At 66.5% G+C, this 24126-nt stretch carries 18 protein-coding genes; 13 read left to right on the top strand and 5 right to left on the bottom strand.

The window, feature by feature from the left end:
* Nucleotides 1–710: 710 nt before the first annotated feature.
* The 3 genes from FRANCCI3_RS23490 (at nucleotide 711) to FRANCCI3_RS23485 (ending at nucleotide 3925) form a co-directional block, all read left to right on the top strand.
* Nucleotides 711–1064, top strand: a complete 354-nt coding sequence (locus tag FRANCCI3_RS23490) for a hypothetical protein (protein WP_049760917.1) — start codon at nucleotides 711–713, stop codon at nucleotides 1062–1064.
* Between the two features lie 734 nt (nucleotides 1065–1798).
* Nucleotides 1799–1963: a hypothetical protein gene (locus FRANCCI3_RS26970; protein ID WP_157858592.1), complete on the top strand. Its 165-nt coding sequence runs from the start codon at nucleotides 1799–1801 to the stop codon at nucleotides 1961–1963.
* 198 nt (nucleotides 1964–2161) lie between these two features.
* Complete coding sequence (locus FRANCCI3_RS23485; protein ID WP_011436931.1) at nucleotides 2162–3925, top strand: diguanylate cyclase; 1764 nt, start codon at nucleotides 2162–2164, stop codon at nucleotides 3923–3925.
* A gap of 106 nt (nucleotides 3926–4031) precedes the next feature.
* On the opposite strand, the gene FRANCCI3_RS12675 is transcribed toward FRANCCI3_RS23485, so the two are convergent.
* Nucleotides 4032–5138, bottom strand: coding sequence for a helix-turn-helix domain-containing protein (locus FRANCCI3_RS12675; protein ID WP_049760916.1), 1107 nt, complete (start codon nucleotides 5136–5138; stop codon nucleotides 4032–4034).
* 213 nt (nucleotides 5139–5351) lie between these two features.
* Here FRANCCI3_RS12675 and FRANCCI3_RS12670 point away from each other — a divergent pair, with 213 nt between their 5' ends.
* Nucleotides 5352–6992 (top strand): IS66 family transposase, encoded by a 1641-nt coding sequence (locus FRANCCI3_RS12670; protein WP_011436484.1) that lies wholly within the window; start codon nucleotides 5352–5354, stop codon nucleotides 6990–6992.
* Here the strand turns inward: FRANCCI3_RS12670 and FRANCCI3_RS12665 are convergent.
* Nucleotides 6989–7744, bottom strand: a complete 756-nt coding sequence (locus FRANCCI3_RS12665) for a GAF domain-containing protein (protein ID WP_049760915.1) — start codon at nucleotides 7742–7744, stop codon at nucleotides 6989–6991. The two genes, FRANCCI3_RS12670 and FRANCCI3_RS12665, sit on opposite strands and share 4 nt — an antisense overlap.
* Before the next feature lie 424 nt (nucleotides 7745–8168).
* Between FRANCCI3_RS12665 and FRANCCI3_RS12655 the strand changes: the two genes are divergently transcribed.
* The 8 genes from FRANCCI3_RS12655 (at nucleotide 8169) to groL (ending at nucleotide 17326) form a co-directional block, all read left to right on the top strand.
* On the top strand, nucleotides 8169–9818 hold the full coding sequence (locus FRANCCI3_RS12655; protein ID WP_011436930.1) for an aromatic/alkene/methane monooxygenase hydroxylase/oxygenase subunit alpha: 1650 nt from the start codon (nucleotides 8169–8171) through the stop codon (nucleotides 9816–9818).
* Nucleotides 9819–10012: 194 nt separating this feature from the next.
* Nucleotides 10013–11065, top strand: a complete 1053-nt coding sequence (locus FRANCCI3_RS12650) for an FAD-binding oxidoreductase (RefSeq protein WP_011436929.1) — start codon at nucleotides 10013–10015, stop codon at nucleotides 11063–11065.
* Between the two features lie 56 nt (nucleotides 11066–11121).
* A complete protein-coding gene (locus tag FRANCCI3_RS12645) occupies nucleotides 11122–12225 on the top strand; it encodes an aromatic/alkene monooxygenase hydroxylase subunit beta (protein ID WP_011436928.1) in 1104 nt (367 codons plus the stop codon).
* Nucleotides 12222–12587: a propane 2-monooxygenase effector subunit MimD gene (mimD, locus tag FRANCCI3_RS12640; protein ID WP_011436927.1), complete on the top strand. Its 366-nt coding sequence runs from the start codon at nucleotides 12222–12224 to the stop codon at nucleotides 12585–12587. The genes FRANCCI3_RS12645 and mimD overlap by 4 nt, the downstream gene beginning before the upstream one ends.
* A gap of 87 nt (nucleotides 12588–12674) precedes the next feature.
* The gene (locus FRANCCI3_RS12635; protein ID WP_011436926.1) at nucleotides 12675–13712 is read left to right on the top strand and encodes an amidohydrolase family protein; all 1038 of its coding nucleotides are present in this window, start codon (nucleotides 12675–12677) and stop codon (nucleotides 13710–13712) included.
* On the top strand, nucleotides 13709–14425 hold the full coding sequence (locus FRANCCI3_RS12630) for an iron-sulfur cluster assembly protein (RefSeq protein ID WP_011436925.1): 717 nt from the start codon (nucleotides 13709–13711) through the stop codon (nucleotides 14423–14425). The genes FRANCCI3_RS12635 and FRANCCI3_RS12630 overlap by 4 nt, the downstream gene beginning before the upstream one ends.
* 36 nt (nucleotides 14426–14461) lie before the next feature.
* Nucleotides 14462–15487 carry an NAD(P)-dependent alcohol dehydrogenase gene (locus tag FRANCCI3_RS12625; protein ID WP_011436924.1) on the top strand — a complete coding sequence of 342 codons (1026 nt, stop codon included), beginning with the start codon at nucleotides 14462–14464 and terminating at the stop codon, nucleotides 15485–15487.
* Nucleotides 15488–15676: 189 nt separating this feature from the next.
* On the top strand, nucleotides 15677–17326 hold the full coding sequence (groL, locus tag FRANCCI3_RS12620) for a chaperonin GroEL (RefSeq protein WP_011436923.1): 1650 nt from the start codon (nucleotides 15677–15679) through the stop codon (nucleotides 17324–17326).
* Between the two features lie 278 nt (nucleotides 17327–17604).
* Here the strand turns inward: groL and FRANCCI3_RS12615 are convergent, their stop codons facing one another.
* The 3 genes from FRANCCI3_RS12615 to FRANCCI3_RS12605 form a co-directional block, all read right to left on the bottom strand.
* The gene (locus FRANCCI3_RS12615; protein ID WP_011436922.1) at nucleotides 17605–18813 is read right to left on the bottom strand and encodes a ZIP family metal transporter; all 1209 of its coding nucleotides are present in this window, start codon (nucleotides 18811–18813) and stop codon (nucleotides 17605–17607) included.
* Nucleotides 18810–19691: a multicopper oxidase domain-containing protein gene (locus tag FRANCCI3_RS12610; RefSeq protein ID WP_011436921.1), complete on the bottom strand. Its 882-nt coding sequence runs from the start codon at nucleotides 19689–19691 to the stop codon at nucleotides 18810–18812. The genes FRANCCI3_RS12615 and FRANCCI3_RS12610 overlap by 4 nt, the downstream gene beginning before the upstream one ends.
* Before the next feature lie 486 nt (nucleotides 19692–20177).
* Complete coding sequence (locus FRANCCI3_RS12605; protein ID WP_011436920.1) at nucleotides 20178–22025, bottom strand: sigma-54-dependent Fis family transcriptional regulator; 1848 nt, start codon at nucleotides 22023–22025, stop codon at nucleotides 20178–20180.
* A gap of 182 nt (nucleotides 22026–22207) precedes the next feature.
* Between FRANCCI3_RS12605 and FRANCCI3_RS12600 the strand changes: the two genes are divergently transcribed.
* Nucleotides 22208–24121: a hydantoinase/oxoprolinase family protein gene (locus tag FRANCCI3_RS12600; protein ID WP_011436919.1), complete on the top strand. Its 1914-nt coding sequence runs from the start codon at nucleotides 22208–22210 to the stop codon at nucleotides 24119–24121.
* Nucleotides 24122–24126 lie beyond the last annotated feature (5 nt).

Here is a 24126-nt window from a genome sequence, read left to right as displayed (position 1 = left end):
ATGACGACGACGGCTGAGCCGCAGCCTCAGCCAAGGTCGCGGCTCGGCGCAGCCGACCGCCGTCCATCAGTGCCTGGTGGCGACGGCTCGGCCAGTGACCGCCGCATGCCAGCGATGACTGGCCTTCGGCGTGGGTGGGGTGAGTCTCGGGGGGCTCACCCCACCCACACCGGACGTGCCCACCGCGGCCCTCGCCACACTCGCTCCCGCTCGCGCCGCGCCCGTCCGCCTCCGAGAAGAGTGACGCGTGACGGACCAGACGGCCCCGGCCACCTTGTACGCAACGGTGGCGGGGCGCCCGGCTAATCGTCGACGATCCGGAGGCGATAACTCCCGTGTAGATGGCCGAGGTGCTGCGCTGCGGCGGCTGCGACACCGAGGTCATCGCATTGCGTTACGAACCGTTTCGGTACCGGCCAGACCGCCGCCAGCTACCGCTTCCGCCTCACCCACGCCGCGTCCGGTGGCGGGCGGCAGCCGACGGTGTCTCAGATGGTGCGCCGTCGGATGGTGCGCCGTACGGTGGAGCTGCATCGGACGGCGACGTGCCGGCGAGCGTGGTGGTGACGGAATGGCTGGCGGCCACGACGTGGGCGGAGCGGGTCCGGTTACGGCTGCCGTGGAATTCGTGGAGCGGGCATCTGCTGCCGGATTAGTCGACGATCCGCCGGTTCCTCGACAGGGCCGACGATCAGGCGCTTGCGGTCGCGTTGCTTGACCCGCCGCTCGCCGACATGCCGGCTGATCTCGCGGATGTGGTCGCTGGTACCGCGGCGTCCCCGCCCGGGGCGGTGGACGTGAACAGTGGTGCGGCTGTTCCCGGTGCGGGCGTACGCGGTGGACGGGAGACCGGCCGGGGGGCGACACGTGCCGATGGCAGCCAGGTTCACCTGCTCGGGGTCGTTTCCCCCGGCGCCGGGGCGATGGTCGGCCAGCGGGAGATCGACGCGAAGACCAACGAGAACGCCGAGTTCCGTGCGCTGCTGGCACCCCTGGCCCTGACCGGGGCGTTCGTGTGGTTCGACACCCTGCACACGGTGCGAGCCACCGGCGCGAATGCCTGATCATCCTGAAACACCGGATCGGTGAGGTCCACACCGGCCGCTCGAAGCGCTGCCGTGACCGTAGCCGGGTCGGTCACCGAGTACTTCACTTCGACTTGGCGCACCTGCATCCTCCGACAAAAAGCGACACTTTCTCGCCTGTCGGTCAACTGGCGGCCGACACGCCGACGAATTTTTATATCCTAATAGAATGGCGACCGGTAACGCGGTACAATCCTGAAAGCCCTGTCATTGGAGCTGGTGAGGGGACTCGAATCAGTAGCCGCTCGATTGCAAGTCGCACGGGCGCGTGCCGGCTCATGCCGCAAGGTTCCTGGTGATGCCGCCTTCTCCCAGCTCACGGCGTTTTCCGTGCCGGAGCATGCCTGTGGGTGCCTCTCCGTGTCGGGACATCCGCACCCACAATGAGCCCATCCACGGCGCACACGAAGATCGAATCTTGGCGACCGGTCCGGTCGGGCCGAGGGCGGCTGCCCTGAAGCAACTGCCCAAAGGCCGCTTGACACTTACCGAGGTCGCGAGCGGCCGATGACGGTCAGGACGTGCATCCAGTGTGATCGGCATGCGGACCGTCGAGGTCGCCTAGGTTTGGGGCCGCCGACGATTCTGCAGTCGACCATGGTGGGCGGCTCCGGCGAGAAGAAAACGCCGCGGCTGGTGGCGAAGTACGCGCAGGCGTGCAACTCCGAGGGGCCCTCCGCGCTTCGGGCGTCATCAGCGGTACGAAGGTCGCGTTGAGTCACCTAGTGAAGATCGCGCATCGTCAGGGCGTCCTCCACTCCGACGTCACCGCGGACGACTTCGTGCCGGTGCTCAGCCTGATGCCCGGTGACGGGATCTCACCGGCGGCCCCCCGACGGTGGGTGCGGCTGTTCCTGCGAGGTCTGCTCACCGGCTGACGGCGCCGATGGCAGGAGGCGTCAACCTACCAACCGCCCGAAAGACCGATTTTCGGAAGAAAAATACTGGATATCACTTTCTCCGCGATTTTTGTCTCCCCTGGCAGGCCGGGCTAAGCGGACTATGATTCTGAGCTCAGGTCCAAGCGGCATATACTTGCCCCAGGTCACACGGTTAAAGGTGCGGGAAGGTGCGTCATGCCGGATCGGTCAAGACCGTCTCGGCGAGCCGGACGGGCCTCGGGGCTTCGCCTCAACGGTGGGGAAGGAGCCTCGCTCGAGCGGCTGCGCGAGCGGTTCCTCACCGCCGGGATCTCAGCTGAGATCTCGGCTGAGATCTCGGCTGAGACCAGCGAGTCCGGTGGGGTGCGGGATCCGATCCGCGAGTCGTGGATGCGGTCGCGGCGGTGGGCGGTGGCCGCGGACAGCCCCGAGCCCCTCCTCGCCGCGTCGGACCTTGACGTACCTGTCGCGCGCGCGGCCGAACCGGTCCTGTGCCAGCTCGCCGATCGGCTGGCCAGGCAGGCCGTCAGCGCGATCGTCACCGACGCGAACGGTCTGGTGCTCATGCGGTGCACCGGCGACGCCGCATTCGAACGCCGGCTGGACCGCGTATCGCTGCTGCCCGGATTTAGTTATGCCGAGCGGTTTGTCGGCACCAACGGCATCGGTACCGCTCTTGAGGAGCACAGGCCGGCGCACGTGTTCGGTCAGGAGCACTACGCGGAGTCCCTCGGCGAGTTCGCCTGCGCCGGTGTTCCCCTGCGTGATCCGGTGACGGGGCAGACGCTGGGCCTGTTCGATCTCACCTGTCCGCGCCGGGATGCCGGGCCGCTGCTGGCGGTCATGGCGGGCATGGTCGCCAACCAGATCCAGGATGTCCTGCTTCTCGCCGTGCCGGGGCACGACCGGGAACTGATCTCGCTTCGCGAGGCCGACGCGGCGGAGTTGCGCAGGCTGCTGATGGCCGAGCGCCAGCAGCGGGAACTGGCCGAGACGATGCACCGGGTCGTCGTCGAGACCACCAGGGCGGTGACTCCGCCGGAGATCCTCGGGCGGGTCATGACGGCGGCTGCCGCGCAGCTTCCGTGCGAGGCGGCGTGGGCGCTGGCCCGGGAACCGTGCGGAACGTTGCGGGTCGTGGCGGTCCACGGCCAGGTGGATACCCGGGCGGTCGGGGCGATGATCGTCCCGCTTCCGGATTCCCCTCTGCTGCTGGCGTTCCACGGCGGTGGGATGATCGGGCCGCACCGGAGGCTGCCGGAGGTGCTCCCCGGCCAGCGCTACCCGGTGGGCAGCTGGCTGGCCGTGCCGGCGCTGTGCCGGCCGGCCCCCACCGTCGTCGTTCTGATCGCCTCGCGGGCTGCTGGTGGCTACAATCCCAGGCAGGCTCGTCTGGCTTATGCCGTGCTGGGCCAGGCGGCGGCGGCCTGTGAGAACGCCTACCTGTTCGAGGAGACGCAGCGGCTTGCGGACAGTGATCCGCTGACGGGGCTGGCGAACCGGCGTCATTTCTTCGAGCAGGCCGATGCTCTGGTCCGCGGGCATCTGCATGCGGCGCGGTCGCTGGCTGCCTTCATGATCGATATTGATCATTTTAAGCAGGTCAACGACGGTCACGGTCATGCTGTGGGTGACGCGGTTCTCGCCGAGGTCGCTCGGCGCGTGCAGGGCACGCTGGGCCCGCAGGACATCGTCGGCCGTATCGGCGGCGAGGAGTTCGCGGCCGTGCTGGGCTGCCCGGCTGCGACGGCGGGTGTTCTCGCCGAGCGGCTTCGGCAGGCGATCGGGGCCAGCCCGGTGGCTACCGCCGACGGTCCGCTCCCGGTCACCGTCAGCGTGGGGGTGGCGATGCTGAACCCGGACGATTCCGGGCTTGGCGACCTGCTCATCCGCGCCGACGTGGCCCTCTACCAGGCAAAGCGCTCCGGCCGGGACCGGGTCGCGACCGCGCAGCCATGATGGGCCTCCCACGTTAGGGACCGCCACTGCGGCCTGTCGTAGGGCTGCTGCTCCCCGCACTCTGCTCCCCGCACTCTGCTCCCGTGGGCTCCACGCAAGATTGCGTCTACACGCTGGGAGCGGGGATCTCGATGCCGTACTGCCGGATTCTGCGGTAGATCGTCGCTCGCGACATGCCGAGAGCCCGCGCCGCGAGGGTCCTGTTCCCGTCCGCACTGAGCAGGCTCTGCACTATTGCGTCCCGCTCGATCGCCTCCATGGCTCCGAGAACCCGGCGGGTGACCGTGTGACATTCCGGCGGCAGGTCACCGACCATGATCGTGCCTGCGGGGCGAACCTGGATGACTTTGCGCAGCACCTGCCGCACCTGCTCGATGTTGCCTGGCCAACTGGTACGCAACAGTGCTTGCATAGCCTGCGGGGAGCAGGCGAGTTGGCCGCCACGGGTAAGTTTTACCAGCAGGAACGGCACGATTTGGTGCAGATCATCGATATGGTGCCGCAACGGGGGCACTTCGATGCAACGCGGGAAGTAGCGCATCAGGGGGCCGAGGGGTTTGTCGTCGGCGCTGAGCGTCAGGACTACCCACGGCAGATCCCGGCGGCCGCCCGCCTCCGCTGCTTGGCAGGCGGACGCCAGCACATGCAGCCGATAGGGGTCGATGCGATCGACGTGGCGTACCACCAGCGTGCCCCGGCTACGGCTCAGTTCGTGGCGGAGAAGGGTCCCCCACTCCCGAACAGTAGTGTTGTGGCCGTCGACAACGGAGAACCACGCGGACGGATCATGCCGCTGGCACACGGCCCGGGCCAGGGCTGTTTTGCCCACGCCGGGCTCTCCTCGTAATATCACCCACTCACCTGCTTGCGCAGCCGCGTCCACTTCCCGGCAGGCACGGGTCCATAGAGTTCCGGAGCCGACGATGCCGGGCAGCGGAAGCCGCGTCAGAGCGGTGTCCGCATGCCGCGGGCGCGGCGCTTCGACAAAACGGACATGGGCCACCGCCCCGTCGGTGGCCCTCTCCGTTGCCACTGTCCGGCAGTGCACGCGGGCCCAGGTTCCGCTGGGCAGTTCCATCATCAGGGTGGTGGCACGGCGTCTGGCGACGACATCGGTGATGCGCCCGATCAGCACCGACTGGTCGCGGGGGTCGAGTAGTTGGCGCGCGTGCTCGTTCATCATGACGACGTCGTCGTTGAGGCCGAGCACCACGCCGGAAATCCGTTGGCATGTCCTGAGATACTCCCGTAACGTAAGTATTCGGCGATGGCGTGGAGGGGCTGGTTCCGCCGTGTGGCGGTGTCGTGGCTGTGGCGGGAGTCGGGCGGAGTGTCCGCGGGATGCTGGTGGGGGGTTGTGGGCTCTTCGTGATACGTCGGGTGTAGTTCCTGATACCGAGGACGCTGGTGATGTGTCCTGGGTGGTGTGTCTGTTCTGTCTGTCACCGATGATGTCACCGAGGTGGCGTACTGGCGTGGGCGTGCCGAGCGGGCCGAGGAGTGTGCGGAGAAAGCCGAGGCCCGTGTCGGGCAGCTGCAGCTGCGGGTCGAGGAGTTGAGCGAGCAGGTCGCGGTGCTGTCCCGGATGCTGTTCGGTCGTTCCTCGGAGAAGACCGGCCCGTCGTCGGCTGTGGATGAGAAACCAGAAGATCGGCAGGATTCGGGCGGTGGGGATGCCGGCCGGCCGGCGCGTCAACGCGGGCAGCGGCCGGGGAGCCGGGGGCATGGCCGGCGGGACTACTCGCATCTGCAGACCCGCGAGGAGATCCATGATGTGCCCGAGGTCGACCGTGCCTGCCCCGGGTGTGGGGTGGCGTTCACGCCGTTGGGGACCGACGACAGCGAACAGGTCGACTGGCAGGTCGTGATCACCCGGATCGTGCATCGGCGGCGGCGGTATCGGCGGTGCTGCACATGTCCGGGGCCGCGGACAGTGACCGCGCCGGTGCCACCCAAACCGATTCCCAAGGGCCGGTTCACCGCGGGGTTCCTCGCCCGCCTTCTCTACGAGAAGTACGTCCTGGGCCTGCCGTTGCACCGGATCGCTCGGGCGCTGGCCGCCGCCGGGCTCGGTGTTGCCGAGGGCACTCTGTGTGGGGCGTTGAAGGACGTGCATGGACTGCTCGGCGGGCTCGATGAGCAGATCGTGGCGCGTAACGCCGCCGCCGGTCATGTCCACGCGGACGAGACGACGTGGCGGGTGTTCGAGCGGGTCGAGGGCAAGGACGGGACCCGCTGGTGGCTGTGGGTGTTCGTCGCCGCCGACACGGTGGTGTTCCGGATGGACCCGACCCGCTCGGCTGCCCCGGTCGAGAAGCACTTCGGGATCGACCGGGCCGCCGGGGCGCTGTCCGACGGATGTCGCCTCGTCGTCTCGTCGGACTTCTACACCGTCTACCAGTCCCTGGGCCGCGTCGACGGAGTCGACCCGCTCTGGTGCTGGGCACACATCCGCCGGTACTTCATCCGGGCCGGGGACGCCCACCCCCAACTGCGGTACTGGGCCGACCAGTGGGTCGCCCGGATCGGGATGCTCTACCTCGCTCACCGCGCCCTCGCCGCCGAGCAGCCCACAACCGGCGGCTACCGCGAGGCCGCCGGCGCGTTCGAGGCCGCGCTGAGGGCGATCGACACGGCGCGGCGCGCGGAGGCGGCGATCCACAGCCTGCACCCGGCGGCGAAGAAGGTCCTGGCGACCCTGGACCGGGAATGGGACGGGCTGGCCCGCCACCAGGACTTCCCCGACCTGGATCTTGACAACAATGCTGCCGAGAGAGCGCTACGGACCCCGGTCGTCGGGCGGAAGAACTACTACGGCGCACACGCTGAGTGGGCCGCGCACCTCGCCGCCCGGGTCTGGACCATCGTCGCCACCGCGGAGCGTAACGGCCGTGAACCCCTCGCGTTCCTGACCGGCTACCTGAACGCCTGCGCCACAGCCGGCGGGAAAGCACCCGCCGGCCCCGCCCTCGAACCCTTCCTCACCTGGCAGACCACCACCCAGACCGGCAGCCCTCCCAGCACCGACCCACCCCAGGACGGCCCACCCGACGGGCCCGAGCCCTAACCCCACCCACAAGCCGAAAACCACCCGACCGGCAACACCGGCCGGGCCTTCGGCCCGCCCACCCACGCCATCACCGAACTCTTACCCCGTAACAGGGCAAGGTCACGGTGTTCTTCGTTGGCGAGCAGGGATTCCTGAATCTGTGCCGCCGCGGCCCGGGCCATGGCCATGAGCAGCGGCCCGGCGTCCGGACGCCAACAGGTCAGGTCCAAGACGCCAATTATCTTCCTTGTGACTGGATGGTGCATCGGCACTCCGGCGCAGGCTAGATTCTCGAGGTTCGAGGCGTAGTGCTCGTGCCCGAAGACATGGGCGGGGGACCTTCCCTCGAGCGCGGTACCGATTCCGTTGGTTCCCACCAGTCTTTCCGCGTAGCTGAAACCCGGTGCGAGCTGGACCGCGTCGAGGTGCTTCTCCAGGGCGCGGTCACCGGTGCGCCGGGCCAGGACGACTCCCTCGGCATCGGTCAGGATGATGCTGATAGGCTGGTCTACAAGTTGATCGCCGAGCTGGCGGACGATGGGCGCTGCGGCGCGGCTGACCGGGTTTTCGCTGTCGAGGTCGCCCACGAACGTGAGTCGGGGGCCTTCCGCCGCTACCTCCCAGTGCCGGGAGCGTAACCAGGACGCCCGGATGCTGTCGCGTACCCTGTCCGGCTCGATGGAGTCGGTGGTCAGGAACAGCTCCCGCGCCTGCGCAACCTCGGCGCCCTGATGATTATAAGCATCTAGGTTGCTCGAACAACCAGCCATCTGATGGATCTCCTCCCGCGAACGGCGAACCTCGACGACTCCGGTACAACCGCAGCGTCCGACGTGGTCACGAGCGGTTCCCGAGCGAGGTTAGATCGCAGCCCACCGTCTGGCTAGACCTTGTGCTCCGCCCACTGCCGGGCGTCCGCCGCGCCCGACCGACCCCCGACCGGCGCCGATCGCCGATCGCCGATCGCTCCTCGCATCTCGCCTCCCCGATGATCTTGCTGGCCGAGTCCTGGTACCTGTCTCAGATTGAGATCCCACACACCTCCCACGGGGAGTGTGATGTGGGACATACGAAGGGACGTGGTGCAGGCACCGGTTCCGGCCGGAAGGAGGGTCGACGCGGATCGGCGTCGATCTCGGTGCAGGCGGGCATCGCCGGTGTCTGCCCGACCCCGTATCGTCCAGGAGGCAGGACGTGAGCCGTCAAAGCTTGACAAAGGCACACAAAAAGATCACGGAGCTGTCATGGGAACCGACGTTCGCGACGCCCGCGAAGCGGTTTGCCACCGACTATACCTTCGACAAGTCTCCGAAGAAGGACCCGCTCAAGCAGATCTTGCGCTCCTACTTCCCGATGGAGGAGGAGAAGGACAACCGCGTGTACGGCGCGATGGACGGCGCGATTCGCGGCAACATGTTCCGCCAGGTCCAGCAGCGCTGGATGGAGTGGCAGAAGCTCTTCCTGTCGATCATCCCGTTCCCGGAGATCTCCGCGGCCCGGGCGATGCCGATGGCGATCGATGCCGTCCCCAACCCTGAGATCCACAACGGGCTCGCGGTACAGATGATCGACGAGGTGCGTCACTCGACGATCCAGATGAACCTCAAGCGCCTGTACATGAACCACTACATCGATCCGGCCGGCTTCGACATCACTGAGAAGGCGTTCGCCAACAACTACGCCGGAACGATCGGCCGCCAGTTCGGTGAGGGCTTCATCACCGGTGACGCGATCACCGCGGCGAACATCTACCTGACCGTCGTCGCCGAGACGGCGTTCACCAACACCCTGTTTGTCGCGATGCCGTCCGAGGCGGCCGCCAACGGTGACTACCTGCTACCGACGGTGTTCCACTCGGTCCAGTCCGACGAGTCTCGCCACATCAGCAACGGGTACTCCATCCTGCTCATGGCGCTCGCCGACGAGGCCAACCGGCCGCTGCTCGAGCGTGACCTGCGCTACGCGTGGTGGAACAACCACGCCGTGGTGGATGCCGCGATCGGCACCTTCATCGAGTACGGCACGAAGGACCGCCGCAAGGACCGCGAGAGCTACGCGGAGATGTGGCAGCGCTGGATCTACGACGACTACTACCGCAGCTACCTCATCCCGCTCGAGAAGTACGGCCTGGTGATCCCCCACGACCTGGTCGAGGAAGCCTGGAACCGTATCTACAACAAGGGGTACGTGCACGAGGTCGCGCAGTTCTTCGCCACCGGATGGCCGGTGAACTACTGGCGGATCGACCCGATGACCGACGACGACTTCGAGTGGTTCGAGTCGAAGTACCCGGGCTGGTACAACAAGTACGGCAAGTGGTGGGAGAACTACAACCGGATGCGTTACCCCGGCCGGAACAAGCCCATCGCGTTCGAGAACGTCGACTACCAGTACCCCCAGCGGTGCTGGACGTGCATGGTGCCCTGCGTGATCCGCGAGGACATGGTGCATGACAAGGTGGACGACCAGTGGCGCACCTACTGCTCCGAAGCCTGTCACTGGACTGACAAGGTGGCGTTCCGGCCGGAGTACCAGGGCCGCCCGACGCCGAACATGGGCCGGCTGACCGGCAAGCGGGAGTGGGAGACTCTTTACCACAACTGGGATCTCGCCGATGTCATTTCCGACCTCGGGTACGTCCGTGATGACGGCAAGACCCTGATTCCGCAGCCCCATCTCGAGCTCGACGACCCCTCGAAGCTCTGGACGCTCGACGATGTCCGCGGCATCACGTTCAGCAGTCCGAATGTCGCACTCAACGAGATGAACGACGCCGAGCGTGAGGCGGCGATGGCGGCCTACCGGGCCGGCGGTCCGGCTGGTCGGCCGGCACCCGTTTCCTAATAGCGCCCTGCAAGCTGCGGGCGTGTTGAAGAACCGCCGTCCGAGGGGGCCGACGGACGTTTCTTGAACGCGTTCGAACGAACACGGCCCCACCGGCGCCGCGACACGAGCGCCGGTGGGGCCGCACCACCGAGGCGCGGCCCGGGCGGCTCGCCCGGATACGACGGGTTTTTCAAAGCAGGAAAGAGACGGGCATGAGCGACACCCACCGGGTCCGGTTCGAGCCGGTCGACGTGGAGATCGAGGTTACCGAGGACGAGACCGTGCTCGACGCGGCGTTCCGCCAGGGCGTCAACCTGATGCACGGATGCAAGGAGGGACAGTGCTCGGCGTGCAAGTCCTTCCTGCTTGACGGTGATGTACAGATGGGCCGCTATTCGACCTTCGCGTTGGCCGATTACGAAAGTGATGAGGGCTACATCCTGCTGTGTCGGGCGCATGCCTTCAGCGATCTGTCGGTCGAACTGGTCAACTATGACGAGGACATGATCCGCTCCGGCCTTCCGGTGCGGACCATAGAAAGCACTGTCGTGGAGACGGAAGATCTCACCCACGACATCACCCGGTTGCGTCTGGACATCACCGGTTCACCGGACTTCATGTTCCACCCGGGTCAGTACGTCGATATCACCATTCCTGGTTCGAGTGAACACCGTTCGTTCTCCATGGCGAACATCTCGGCGGCGGAAGGCTATCTCGAGTTCATTATCAAGAAGTATCCGGGCGGGCGTTTCTCCGGACTTCTGGAGGACGGTCTGCGCCCCGATGACCCACTGACCGTCACCGGGCCGTACGGTGCTTTCACGCTCCGGGTGAGCTCGGACCGTCGGATCGTCTTCATCGGTGGTGGCGCGGGGATGGCCCCGATCCTCTCCCTGCTACGCCAGCTGGCGACGAAGAACAGCGAGCGGGAGGTCGTCTTCTACTACGGGGCTCGTGCCCCCCGCGACCTGTTCTATGTCGACGAGATCCTCCAGACCGGTGCGTCGATTCCCGGCTTCACGTTCGTCCCCTGCCTGTCCGACAGCATGCCGGAGAACTCGGACGATATCGGCCATCCCGTGGAAAACGGGCTGGTAACCGATATAGTGGACCGGCGCGAGACCGACATCGCATCCTGCGATGTTTACTTGTGTGGTCCGCCTCCCATGATTGACGCGGCATTGCCGCGGCTTGAGTCGAGTGGGGTCCCGAAAGAACAGATCTTCTACGACAAGTTCACTATCACGGCCGCCGCCGAAAGCTGACCGGTCATCGTCACCGGTCGGCCATCGGTTGACGACCTGCCACGAGGAGCACAGGCATGACGCAAGTCACGGGTAAGACCAGGAGCTTCCCCAAGCCGGAGTTCACCGACGCGGAGGCGGGCGCGTTAACGTTCCCCAGCTCCACCAGCCGTGTGTACAACTACTTCAAGCCGCAGAAAATGCGGGCGACCATGTACGAGGACGTCACCTTCGACGTCCAGCCGGACCCTGACCGCTACCTGGCCCAGGGCTGGATCTACGGTTTCGCCAAGGGGCCCGGCGGATATCCGCAGGACTGGACGGCTCTGCGCTCCTCGGACTGGCATGCCTTCCGCGACCCCAATGAGGAGTGGGAGCAGACCATCTACCGGAACAACTCCAATGTTGTCCGGCAGATCCAGCAGAACCTTGAAAACGCGCGGGCGGCCCATGCCTACGACGGCTGGTCGCGGGGGTGGACCAAGTTCGTCGAGCAGCACCTGGGCGCCTGGATGCACGCTGAGAACGGTCTGGGCCTGCACGTGTTCGTCGCCGCCCAGCGGTCGGGTCCCACGAACATGATTAACACTGCCATCGCGGTGAACAGCGCGCACAAGCTCCGCTTCGCCCAGGACCTCGCCCTGTACAACCTGGAGTTGGCCGAGTCCCTGCCGGGGTTCGACGGATCGGCCCACCGCAAGGTCTGGCACGACGACCCGGTGTGGCAGCCGGTGCGGGAGAACGTCGAGCGGATCACCGCGGTCGCTGACTGGGCGGAGGCACTCGTCGCCGCGAACATCGTGTTCGAGTCGCTGGTCGGCGTGTTATTCCGCAGCCACCTCGTCATGCAGATCGCCGCCCGTAACGGCGACTACGTCACGCCGACCCTGGTCGGAACCGGCGAGAACGACTACGAGCGCGACCTGCGTTACACCCGCGCGCTGCTCAAGCTTCTCATCACCGACGAGAAGTTCGGCGCAGGCAACGTCGAGACCCTTTCCGGCTGGTTGTCCCGGTGGGTTCCGCTGAGCTTGAAGGCGGCCCATGAACTGCAGCCGATCTGGTCGCAGCCGCAGGAGAAAGTCATCACCTTCTCGGAATCCCTCGACGCTACGGTCAACGGATTCCGGGCCGTCCTTTCCGACCTTGGTCTGCCCGAGCCGAAGGAGCTGACGCAGTGACCACCGCGAACGGAAACCCAGAGCTCGGTAAATCCAATAGAACCTCGTCGAACATGTGCGGCGTCACCCTGATGAACAACCAGAACGGATATGTCGTCGCCGACGTCATGCGGAGCAAGCCCGGTATCCGCGTCGAGGAGTATCCGTCCATGATCCGGGTTGACGGCGAACGTAAGATCGAATTTGACTTCGACGAGATCTCGGATGCGCTCGGTTTCGATTTCGGTGTGTCCGACTTCGAAGAGATCATGTCCACGCACTACGGCCGGATGGTGCATCTCGACGACAAGACCGTACTGTTCGCCAACCCCGAGGACGCGGCGGAGTACATCGATTTCGATCTGAAAGTCGTCACTAACTGACCTGATCCGAGGCGAACGGCACGGTCCACGCCGGGCTCATCCGGCCCGGCGTGGACCGGCCGTGATGATATTTCGGAGGATATCCACATGTACGTCAAGGACAATGAGCGATACTTCATCGTGGATTCCCACCTGCACTTCTGGGATGGGAGCCCGGAAAACCAGGCGAACCGCTACGGCAAAGGTTTCATCGACTGCTTCTACGATTACCATGTGAATCTGAGCCCGCAGGAGTACCTCTGGCCGCGGGAAAAGTTCCAGAAGTACTCTGCGGAAGTCATGGTGAAGGACCTGTTCGAGGACGGTTACGTCGACAAGGGGATCTTCCAGCCCACTTATCTGACGGACTTCTACCGGAATGGTTTCAACACCACCGAGCAGGACGGCGCGCTCGCCGAGCGGTACCCCGGCAAGTTCATCGTGAACGGCGCCTTCGACCCGCGTGACGGCGAACTGGGCCTGTCGAAGCTGGCGGACCTGGCGGCACGCTGGAACCTCAAGGGTGTGAAGCTCTACACGGCGGAGTGGAAGGGCGAGTCCAAGGGCTACAAGCTGACCGACCCGTGGGTCTACCGGTATCTGGAGAAGTGCCAGGAACTCGGCATCCGCAACATCCACATCCACAAGGGCCCGACGATCTACCCGCTGAACCGGGACGCGTTCGATGTCGCCGACGTCGATGATGTGGCCACCGAATTCCCCGAGCTGCGGTTCATCATCGAACACGTCGGACTGCCCCGGTTGGAGGACTTCTGTTGGATCGCCACGCAGGAGCCCAATGTCTACGGTGGGCTCGCGGTGGCCATGCCGTTCATCCACAGCCGGCCGCGCTACTTCGCGCAGATCATCGGTGAGCTCCTCTACTGGCTCGACGAGAACCGGCTGACCTTCTCGAGTGACTACGCGATCTGGCACCCCAAGTGGCTGGTCGAGAAGTTCGTCGACTTCCAGATCCCGGCGGACATGCAGGCCGAGTACGGCGTGCTCACCCCCGACATCAAGCGCAAAATTCTCGGTCTCAACGCGGCCGCGCTCTACGACATCGAGGTACCGGCCGAGGTTAGCGGGGCGGGCAGCGGTTCTCCGGCGTCGACGCCTCTCGTGGGCGCAGGGCAGTCCGTATGACCACACCCACAGTAACCAGTAGGACCGGCCTGGCCGCGGACGTCTGGGAAGCTTTGGGGCGGGTGTACGACCCAGAGCTCGACCAGCCCGTCACCGAGCTGGGATTCGTCCGTGCTCTGGTGGTCCAGGACGGGCGGGTGCAGGTTCGGCTCAGACTCCCGACCTACTTCTGTGCGCCGAACTTCGCCTACCTGATGGTGTCCGACGCGCACGACGTGGTGAAGGAGCTGCCAGGAGTCACCGAGGTGGACGTGGCCCTGGAGGATCACTTCGCTGCCGAAGAGATCAACGCCGGAGTCGCCGCCGGAGACGGTTTCCCGGCGAGTTTTCCTGGGGAGGCCACCGGAGGCCTCGACGACCTGCGGATGACCTTCCTGCGTAAGGCGCACACCGCCAGCCTGGAAGGCGCGGCCAAGCGCCTGGTAGCCGCGGGCTGGTCACCCGAGTCGCTGGATCGGGCCCGGCTGGCGGACATGCCGGAGTCACCGGAACGACGCAGCCTGCTGCGCCGACGGGATGCCCTCGGACTGTCCCTGGCTCCCGAGGCGCCGCTGTTCGTTGACGACGACGGCCGTCCGATCGATCGCGAGGCGCTGCCCCTCCGGCTGCGGTTTGCCCGGACCGTCCGGGTGACGATCGACGCGAACACCACGGTCTGCCGCGGTCTGCTGGAGACGCGGTACGGCACGGTGGACCGCACACCCATGACGTGACAGTGACGTGACAGCGACGAACGTGGAGGTGGGCCGATGAGGGCCGTCCAGGTCATCAAGTACGACAACGCGCCGCGGCTGGTAGACGTCCCCGAGCCCAAGATCCTCCATCCGCTGGACGTGGTGGTCAGGATCGGCGGCGCCGGTGTCTGTCGGACCGACCTGCACATCATCGAAGGGCAGTGGGAGCAGAAGTCGGGCGTGACCCTGCCGTACGTGCTCGGCCACGAGAACGCCGGCTGGGTGCACGAGGTCGGTTCGGCGGTGAGCGACATCGCCGTGGGCGACCCGGTCATCCTGCACCCGCTGGTCACCTGCGGGCTATGCCGGGCCTGTCGGGACGGCGACGACGTGCACTGCGCCCGGGCGTCCTTTCCCGGAATCGACAGCGACGGCGGCTACGCCGAACTGCTGCGGACCAACGCCCGGTCGGTGGTCAAACTCGACCCGTCGTTGCAACCGGCGGATGTGGCGGCACTGGCCGACGCCGGACTGACCGCCTATCACGCGGCACGCAAGGCAGCCGCGGCGCTGAGTCCCGGTGACCGGGTCGTGGTGATCGGAGCCGGCGGTCTGGGCCACATCGGTGTGCAGGTGCTGCGTGCCCTCACCCCAGCCGAGATCATCGTCGTCGACCGCTCCGCCGAGGCGTTGCGGCTCGCCGGCGAACTGGGCGCCGACCACACGGTGCGGGCCGACGGCAGCGAGGTGTCCGCGGTACTCGATCTCACCGGGGGCAGCGGCGCCGAGGCAGTCATCGACTTTGTCGGCGAAGGCGGTGCGATCGAGGCGGGTGTCGCCATGCTGCGTCGCGCCGGTTCGTATTATGTTGTCGGCTATGGCGGGGTGCTGAACGTCTCCACCATCGACATCATTTCCACTGAGATCAACTTCATCGGTAACCTGGTCGGATCGTACAGCGACCTCGTTGAGCTGATGGTTCTCGCAACCCGTGGCAAGGTCACCCTGCACACGAGTGCCTACCCCCTGGCAGAGTTCCACCAGGCGCTCGACGACCTTCACCACGGCAAGGTGCGCGGTCGGGCGATCCTGATCCCCTGATCTACTGATCACTCGGACCCGATCTGTGCGTGGCTCGGGAACCCAGGGCTCCGGCGGCGCGACTGTGCGATCGGATCGGGCTCCAGGTGGGGCTGGTTTCGCCACCATGCCCCGCCAGCTGCTCGCAGCCACGATCGTGCCGCCATCGGCCCGCCTTGACGGATGCGGAGCGGAAGGACTGAGGAAGAGATGGCCAAGGATCTGCGGTTCAATGTCGAGGCGCGCCGCCTGCTGGAGGCCGGGGTCAATGCCCTGGCGGACGCCGTCAAGGTGACTCTGGGTCCAAAGGGCCGCAACGCCGTCATCGAAAAACTGACCGGGCCGCCCACCATCACCAATGACGGTGTGACCATAGCCAGGGAGATCCAGCTGCGTAACCCCTTCGCCAACATGGGGGCGCAACTGGTCAAGGAGGTCGCGACCAAGACCAACGGCACTGCCGGCGACGGAACCACCACCGCCACCGTGCTCGCGCAGGCCCTCGTCCGGGAGGGTCTGCATGCCGTGGACGGGGGCGCCAACCCGATGTTTCTCAAGAACGGCATCGAGGCTGCCGTGGCCGCCCTGCTAGAGGAGTTTGAAAAGTACCGGGGAGAGGTCGAGGGCGAGGCCGATCTTGCCCGGGTGGCGACCCTCGCCGCCAACAACGATGCCCGGATCGGCGACGTCGTGGCCGCGGCCCTTGGCCGGGTCGGCTGCGACGGGGTGGTCACGGTCGAGGAATCCCCGATCTTCGGACTCGAGGTCAGCTTCGTGGACGGTATCGAGTTGGACAACGGGTACCTCTCGCCGTACATGGTCACCGACACCGAGCGGATGGAGGCCGCCTACACCGACCCCTACATCCTGTTGACCAACGAGAAGATCTCTCAGGTTCAGACCCTGATGCCGGTCCTCGAGCTGGTCACCCGGGCCGGCGGCCAGTTGATCGTCTTCGCGGAGAACGTCGAGGGACCGGCACTGGGCATGCTGGTCGCCAACAATGTGCACGGGACCTTCCGGTCCGCGGTGGTCCGGGCACCCGGTTTCGGTCACCGTCGGTTGGCCGAGCTCAACGATCTCGCGGTTTTTCTGGGCGGTCAGGTGATTACCGCGGATGCCGGGCTTTCCCTGGACCGGGTCACCCTCGGCCAGCTCGGGCGTTGCAAGAAGGCCACCATTACCGAGCATGCGACTACGATCGTCGACGGCGCCGGTTCCGCCACCGAGATCCATGCCCGGATCGACCAGCTCAAGCGGGAGCTTGAACGGGCGGAGAACCCCCACGACCAGGACACGTTGCAGACCCGGATCGCCCGGTTGTCCGGCGGCGTCGCGGTGATCCGGGTCGGCGCCGTGACCGGTGTGGAGTTGAAGGAGAAGCTGCACCGGGTCGAGGACTCCCTCGCGGCGGCACGGGCTGCTCTCGCCGAAGGTGTCGTGGCGGGCGGTGGTACCGCACTGCTGCAAGCGGCCTCGGCCCTTGACAAGCTCACGCTGACCGGCGACGCCGCCGAAGGCAGGGAGATCGTTCGGCGGGCCATCGCCGAACCACTGCGCTGGATCGCGATCAACGCCGGCTACGACGGCGACGAAGTGGTCAAGCGGGTCGCCGAGCTGCCGCGCGGTCACGGTTTCAACGCCGCGACCGGAGAATACGGGGAGATGGCCGGCTTCGGTGTCATCGACCCGGTGAAAGTTACCCGTTGCGCGCTGCAGAGCGCGGCGTCGATCGCCGCGCTGTTGCTGACAACGGAAACCCTGGTTGTCGAGGAGGTCATCGGCAACCCGGGTGCCGTGATCGCTCCCGGATTCGGGGATCTCGCGGAGGGCCTGGTCCGGCCTTCCAACATCGCCTGATCGTCAGGCGGCCGGTGGGCGTGTCGGCAGCTGCCGACACGCCACGGCAGGAACGGTCTCGCGTCCGGTCAGCACCACCGTTTCCGGAGCGGATGACGCCGGTCCGGCGGGCCGCCTACCGCCGGACCGGCTTCGCGACCAACACGGAAGTGATCGGACAGCTGTCCCAGCCCGGTCAACCGCTTTTCAACGTCGAACTGACAGCGGGAGCCGGTGGCGGCCTGGAGAACTCCTGCCGCCACCGGCTCCCGCTTCTGTGCCTGGGGGTCCATCCGCGCTCAGCCGGTGAGCAGTCCGGTGGTGTACATGACGGCGATGCCGGCGAGGAATCCCCCGAGGACGTGACCGGTGCCGAGCCCGCCGGGTGCCCGGCGGGCCAGGCGGCGTCCGATCTCGACGACGACCTGCAGGGCTGCTCCGACCGCGATGGACAGGAACAGCACCCCGAGGACGTCGTTGATGAGGAATCCACCGATCCAGGTTCCGGCTATGGCGGGCGCACCCGCGACAAGCGCGAGGCTGACGAGCCGGGGCGCCTTCACCTCGGACTGTTCCGCGAGCGGGGCCGCGATGCCAAGTCCCTCGGTGATATTGTGGATCATGAATCCGACGATGAGGAACGTGCCGAGGACGAGCTTTCCCAGCGCGAAGGAGGAGCCGATGGCCAGGCCCTCACCGAGATTATGCAGGCCGATACCGATCGCGACGAGCGTTGCCAGCGTGGCTCCGCTCAGCCCGGCACCGGTATTGCCGGACAGGCGGCTGGCGACGAAGGTCAGGGCAAGGTAGCTGGCGGCGACACCGAACAGGACCACCCCGGTACCGTGCAGGCTGGTGGGCAGGCCGGCCTGAAGTTCGAATGCCTCGCCGAGGGCGTCGAAGGCCACGAAGGTGAGCAGACCAGCGGTGAGCGCCAGAAAGCCGCTGGTCCAGCGGGAGTCGGCCCGGCGTAGCGAGGGCAGCCAGGCCAGTCCGAGCGCGATCGGTACCACGCCGACGAGGAAGCCGATGATTGTGTAGCCAAGGATGCTGCGGCCGGTAACGCCGGGCGTCTCGACCGCCGCTGTGATCTTCTTGCTGGTCTGGATTCCGGTGGAGCTTGTCACCCCGACCGCGATCGGCTCCTCGGGTATCCACGGGTAGGGGACAGCAATGGTGGCCGAACGCAGATGATGCAGGACGCTTCCACCATCCACCGTGAAAGGCACGATCGCGTCGTCGACTGTGACCACGGCGATGGTGAGGTCGGCATGCTGGGGGTTGGTGACGTGGATGCGGATCTCGCCCGGTTCGAAGACGACGCGGCGAACGGCGAATTCGTCGGGTGCGGGAGGATTGGCGCGGATGAGTCCGGTTAGTGACGTTCCGGTGGACGTGAACAACCAGACGACCGCACCGAGCAGGGTGATCGGAACCAGCGCCCACAGCCGCCAGCGCAGGCCGCCCGACCGCGAGGCCTCCGGGAACCGTCGGGATTCGCTGGTCATGAGTTGGTCACCTCGAAAAATCCCATCCAGCCGAGTTCGGCGAACTCCGACTGGTGGGCATGGAACATGAAGCGGCCCGGGTAATGGAATTCGATCTCGATGATCCCGCGTTGGCCCTGGCAGAGCATGACCGTGTCCGTGTACTCGTACTGGTCCCCCGAGCCGGTCGGGTAGTAGCGGAAGAACTCGCCGTGCAGGTGAAACGAGTTTATGAGATCGAACTCGGTCAGGTTGGCCAGGTAGATCCGGACCAGTTCGCCGCGTTTGATCTGGATGGGATAGCGCGCATAGTAGAAGGCGCGCCCGTTGACCGTGTAGAAGTTGTTCTCACCGTCGCCGTCGGTATCGAAGCCGTTCATGACCATGACGAACTCCCGCGCCGTCGGGCGTGGCTGCGGTGGATCGATGATTAATGCGCCGTAAAGGCCCTTGGCAATATGTTTCTTGAGCGGCGTCGCGTGGCAGTGGTACATGTGCATCCCGTAGGGGGTCGCCGGGAAATTGTAAACGAAGGTTCCACCGGGATCGACGATCTCGAAGACACCATCCATATTCGCTGGGTGTATCCCGTGGAAATGAATGGTATGCGGGTGCATACTGCCGTTGGTGAACCGCACGCGTAGCAGGTCACCCTCGGTCGCGCGGATGACCGGACCGGGAACCGTGCCGTTGTACGTCCAGGCCGGGAAGGTGACACCCTGCGCAATCTCGATCTCCTTGTCCATAGCGAAGATCTTGTATTCGCGCACTCGGCCGGGCTGATGTACCAGAGCCGGCGGCGGGTGGAGGAGGTCGTCGAGGTCGTGGGGGCCGCCTGGTGCCGGGACCCCGGGGCCGATCATCGCCCCGTGGCCTGTGGCCGGATGGCTTGCAGGCATCGAGGTGTGCTGTTCACTCGAGGTGTGCTGCTCAGCTGCCGTGATCGAGGCCGCAAGCGTGGTGATGGGCGCCGCGGCGATCAGCGGGGCACTGGCCAGCAGCCCGCGTCGCGTGGCTTTCCCGTACTCACTCACCGCGCCTGCCCGAACTCCGCCGACAGTCTGTCGATCAATAGGTAGGTCTCACGCATCGCCGTCGGGCGCTGGCGGCTCATACGACTCCTTACGGTGTGAGCGCGGACGGTCACCGAAGCCAGGGCGGGTCACTGGTTGGGCTGTACTCGGGGTGACGACCACGTCATTCGGGTGATTTGCATCACACAACATCACACCCCATGGGCGGCGGGAAGGCGGTCTCAACATGAGACGGCTGCACGGGCTTATACCTCTCCGCTTCATGCGGACCGCCGGCGCGGGGCATGCCCTGGTTCAGACTGAGCCAAGGGCGGTCCGTCCCACCGGGGACGCGTCAGGCGGTGATGCCCGTCAGGCGGTGATGCCGTAGGCCTTCAGCTTGCGGTAAAGGCCGGACCGCGACATCCCGAGCCTGGTGGCCGCCAGCATTCGGTTGCCCTCGGTCTCCTGGAGAGCGGCGACGATCGTGTCCCGCTCGGCTGCCTCCAGCGGGGTGAGCACGTGCCGCGAGGTGGTCTGGCAGTAGGCCGGCAGGTCCTGGGCCTGGATCTCCCCGACCGGTCGCCGCCGCAGCGCGTGTTCGAGGGCCTCGCGCAGCTGGGAGACGTTGCGTGGCCAGGAGTAGCGCGCGATGATCCGCTCGGCGGCTGGGCTGAGCCGCACCTTGCGGTTGGGGGCCATGTCGCGCAGGACCGACGAGGTGATGGCGGTGAGGTCATCGGTACGGCATCGCAGCGGCGGCACAGTGATCGCTACCTCGAAGTGGCCGAGGAGTGCGTGGAACGGCAGGTCGGAGTCCAGTGAGGAGTCCGACAGGGTCGCAACGAATGAGGTCGGGTTGTCGAGCCTGCCGATCGCAGTGAAGAACACGTCGAGCTGTTCGACCCCTTCGGTGCTGGCCTGGTCGACATTGCGGACGATGTAGAGGGTCGGCTCTGGCTTGCCCGCGAGCAGTGAGTCGATGTCGGTCTCGGAGTTCTCGATGGTCAGCTGGGAGGCGTCCATCGACACGCTTCGGCCGCCCGGGTGTGAGGCGTGGAAGATCTCGGCGACCAGGGTGAACTTGCCGGTGCCGGTCTCACCGAGCACGATCGCCGGCTTCTTCGCTATGAGGGCTTCGCGCAGCTTGTCGCACGCGCGTACCCATGCCGGTGACCGACCACCGGTAATGGTCTCGTGCGGCCGGTACAGGTCGCCGGCGATGCGGGAGGTCTGCAGGGTCGCGACCGCGATCTGTGGCAGCACCTGCTCGGTGAAGTCGCCCGGCGATCCGGCCTTCTCCGTGGCGACGAGGTCGGCGATCACCACCATGCCGGCCACCTCGGAGCCGGCCAGGATCCGGGTGCCCCGGATATGGACCATGCGTCCCCCCGGCAGGACCAGGGTGTCGCTCACCCGGTCGCGGCGGCTCATGAGGAAGGTCGCGTGCTCGCGCAGGGTCAGCTGCTCGCTGGCGTCGAACAGGCCCTGGGCCGGGGTGTTGGCGATGAAGACCGAGTCACCGAAGGCGAAGACGGCCTGTCGGGACGCCCGGGCTTCGACGCGCAGGTAGGTCTCGAAAACGGCCTGCTGGGACTGGCTGCGATCCAGTAACAGGTTGCGGCTGATGTCCTTGGCGGCGCTCTTCACCAAGGTGTGCATCAGCGGGCTCCAGGTCTGGGTGAGCGTGGAGATGTCCAGCACTCCCTCCACCCGGCCGGTGAGAGGATCGATGACCGGGGCGCCGGTGCAGGCGAAGCATTGCAGGGGCTCGGTGAAGTGCTCCGGCCCGACGATGCTGACCGGCTGACCGGCCTCGATCACGGTGCCCACACCGTTGGTGCCCATCATCGACTCGGAGTAGTTGAACCCTGGCGCGAATTCGACCCTGTCGAGCAACCGCCCGACCGTCGATGACAAGTCGATGCGCTGAACCAGCCTGGCCCTGTGGTCGGTCAGGGCGATGACCAGCGGGAGGTCCGCGGTGTCGTTGCCGAGCTGAGTGAGCACCGGGCGTGCGCAGCGCACCAGCCGGGACCCGGTGTCGATGTCGTCGATGTAGTCGCTGTGCGGCCGTGCGCTGTCGACGCCGGCCGCCTGGCTGCGTTCCCATGATGCCGCGAGCACGTCGGGGACACCGACGGCACCCGCGCGGCCGCACTCCAGGAAGTCCGCCCGGGCTGCGGCCACCCGTAAGAGGCGGTTCGCGGTGTCCGGCATGTGCACCTCCTCGGGGGTCCTGGATGGCCCCGTGGAAGAACATCGTGGCTGAGAGCCACGCCACATCCAAGAGCAGTGAGTGTCCAATTTTGGGACACCGACACCCGGTGGGACACCAGCAGGGTTGTCCCAACAACGGGGCCTGCGCATGGAACCCAGGGAGTCACGAACCGAGGAGCGTCATGGACACCCTGATCAACATCGACAACGGTGGCACGCTTACCGACATCTGCGTCTGGGATGGCGACCAGTTCACCTACACCAAGTCCCTCACTACTCCGCACGACCTGTCGGAGTGCCTCTTCGACGGGATCGAGAAGGCCTCGGTCGCCCTCTACGGCGAAGCCAACACGGAGAAGCTGCTGCACGCTACGCAGCACATCCGATACTCGACCACCCAGGGCACCAACGCCCTGGTCGAGCGGCGGGGCCCGATGATCGGCATCCTCACCACGATGCCGGGCCTGTTCGAGCGGATGCGCGGCGGTGAAGCCGAGAAGGACCTCTTCGACGGCCTGATCGCCGACCGGATGCTCACCATCGACATGGGCGCGACCGATGAGGAGATCGACTTCGAAGTCGTCCAGCGGATCAACCAGCTCACCACCCTGGGCGCCGCCCGGGTGGTGGTGGCTGGTGAGTCGCCGGAACAGGAGCGTCGCCTACGCAGCGTGTTGCTGCGCAAGTTCCCGCGGCACCTGCTCGGCTCGATCCCGCTCCTGTACTCGTGGTCCCTCGCCGGCGACCGGGACCACCCGCGTCGGGTGTGGTCGTGCGTGCTCAACTCGTTCCTGCACCCGACCATGGAGCGGTTCCTGTACGGGGCGGAGCGGCGGCTGAAGTCGTACAGGGTGCTCAACCCGCTGCTGGTCTACCGCAACGACGGAGCCTCCTCGCGGGTGGCCAAGGCGGTGGCGCTGAAGACGTACTCCTCCGGGCCGCGCGGCGGCTTGGAAGGTACGGCGGCGCTGGCTCGCACGTACGGCCTCGATCACACGCTGATGATGGACATCGGCGGCACCACCACCGACGTGGGGGTCGTCCGCGGCGGCGCGGCGGCGGCCGATGAGCGCGGCACCATCGAGGGCGTCCCGATCTCCTACCCGATGAGCAACGTGCACTCGACCGGGGTCGGTGGGTCCTCGGTGATCTCGGTGGTGGACGGGCAGATCATGGTCGGGCCGCGCAGTGTGGGGGCGGCCCCCGGCCCCGCCTGCTTCGGCTTCGGTGGCAAGGAAGCCACGATCACCGACGTCAACCTGCTGCTCGGCGTCCTCGACGCCAGCACCTACCTCGACGGCACCTTCCGGCTCGACGCCGACCGTTCGGCCGCGGTCATCACCGAGACCATCGCCGAGCCGCTGGGCATCAGCCTGGAGGAGTCGCTGATCCGGATGGAGCGGGCCTACTTCGAGGCGCTGGCACACTCCTTCGCGCACCTGATCGAGGAGAACTCGACCCTCATCGCCTTCGGTGGCGCCGGCCCGATGAGCGCCGTTGGTGCCGCTCGTCCGGCAGGGGTGAAGAAGGTGCTGATCCCGCGGATGGCGGCGGTCTTCTCCGCGTTCGGCATTGCCTTCTCCGACATCGGCAAGACCTACGAGGTCGGCGTGCCGGAGCCGACCACGGCAAGCACCGCGGCGACGTACGACGAGATGCTTGCCCGGGCCAGGCGCGACATTTTCCAGGAGGGCTACGACCTCGACGACTGCCGCACCGAGGTACTGCTCACCATCGAGGAGACCGACGGGTCGCCGGTGGAGACCAGGCCGTACCAGTCCGGCGACGCCGCGGACTTCCCCGGGAAGCAGGTCTCCCTGCAACTGTCGGTGACGGCCGCGCTGCCGCACCCCGACGTTGCTCCCGACACCGACGTGCCCGCGATCCGGGTGACGAGCAATGAGACCCGCCTGGTCCGTTCCGCGCCCGACCAGGTCGACAAGGTGCCGGTGTTCGTGCTCGCCGAGATGCCGCCCGGTGGAAGTGGCGAGGGCCCGGTGATCGTCGAGGGCCCGTTCTTCACCGCCCGCGTGCTGCCCGGCTGGCAGTTCCGGGTCACCGCCTCGGGGGACCTGCTGCTGACCGACACCCACTGACCTCC

The sequence above is a fragment of the Frankia casuarinae genome (assembly GCF_000013345.1).
Taxonomy (GTDB): domain Bacteria; phylum Actinomycetota; class Actinomycetes; order Frankiales; family Frankiaceae; genus Frankia; species Frankia casuarinae.
This window is presented reverse-complemented; position numbering and strand designations above follow the sequence as displayed.

Coding starts and splice junctions, on each gene's coding strand:
- FRANCCI3_RS12650 (WP_011436929.1), top strand. CDS start 10,013: ATGAGCGACACCCACCGGGTCCGGTTCGAGCCGGTCGACGTGGAGATC.
- FRANCCI3_RS12630 (WP_011436925.1), top strand. CDS start 13,709: ATGACCACACCCACAGTAACCAGTAGGACCGGCCTGGCCGCGGACGTC.
- FRANCCI3_RS12615 (WP_011436922.1), bottom strand. CDS start 18,813: ATGACCAGCGAATCCCGACGGTTCCCGGAGGCCTCGCGGTCGGGCGGC.
- FRANCCI3_RS12635 (WP_011436926.1), top strand. CDS start 12,675: ATGTACGTCAAGGACAATGAGCGATACTTCATCGTGGATTCCCACCTG.
- FRANCCI3_RS23485 (WP_011436931.1), top strand. CDS start 2,162: ATGCCGGATCGGTCAAGACCGTCTCGGCGAGCCGGACGGGCCTCGGGG.
- FRANCCI3_RS12600 (WP_011436919.1), top strand. CDS start 22,208: ATGGACACCCTGATCAACATCGACAACGGTGGCACGCTTACCGACATC.
- FRANCCI3_RS12625 (WP_011436924.1), top strand. CDS start 14,462: ATGAGGGCCGTCCAGGTCATCAAGTACGACAACGCGCCGCGGCTGGTA.
- groL (WP_011436923.1), top strand. CDS start 15,677: ATGGCCAAGGATCTGCGGTTCAATGTCGAGGCGCGCCGCCTGCTGGAG.
- FRANCCI3_RS12645 (WP_011436928.1), top strand. CDS start 11,122: ATGACGCAAGTCACGGGTAAGACCAGGAGCTTCCCCAAGCCGGAGTTC.
- FRANCCI3_RS12665 (WP_049760915.1), bottom strand. CDS start 7,744: ATGGCTGGTTGTTCGAGCAACCTAGATGCTTATAATCATCAGGGCGCC.
- FRANCCI3_RS12605 (WP_011436920.1), bottom strand. CDS start 22,025: ATGCCGGACACCGCGAACCGCCTCTTACGGGTGGCCGCAGCCCGGGCG.
- FRANCCI3_RS12610 (WP_011436921.1), bottom strand. CDS start 19,691: ATGCCTGCAAGCCATCCGGCCACAGGCCACGGGGCGATGATCGGCCCC.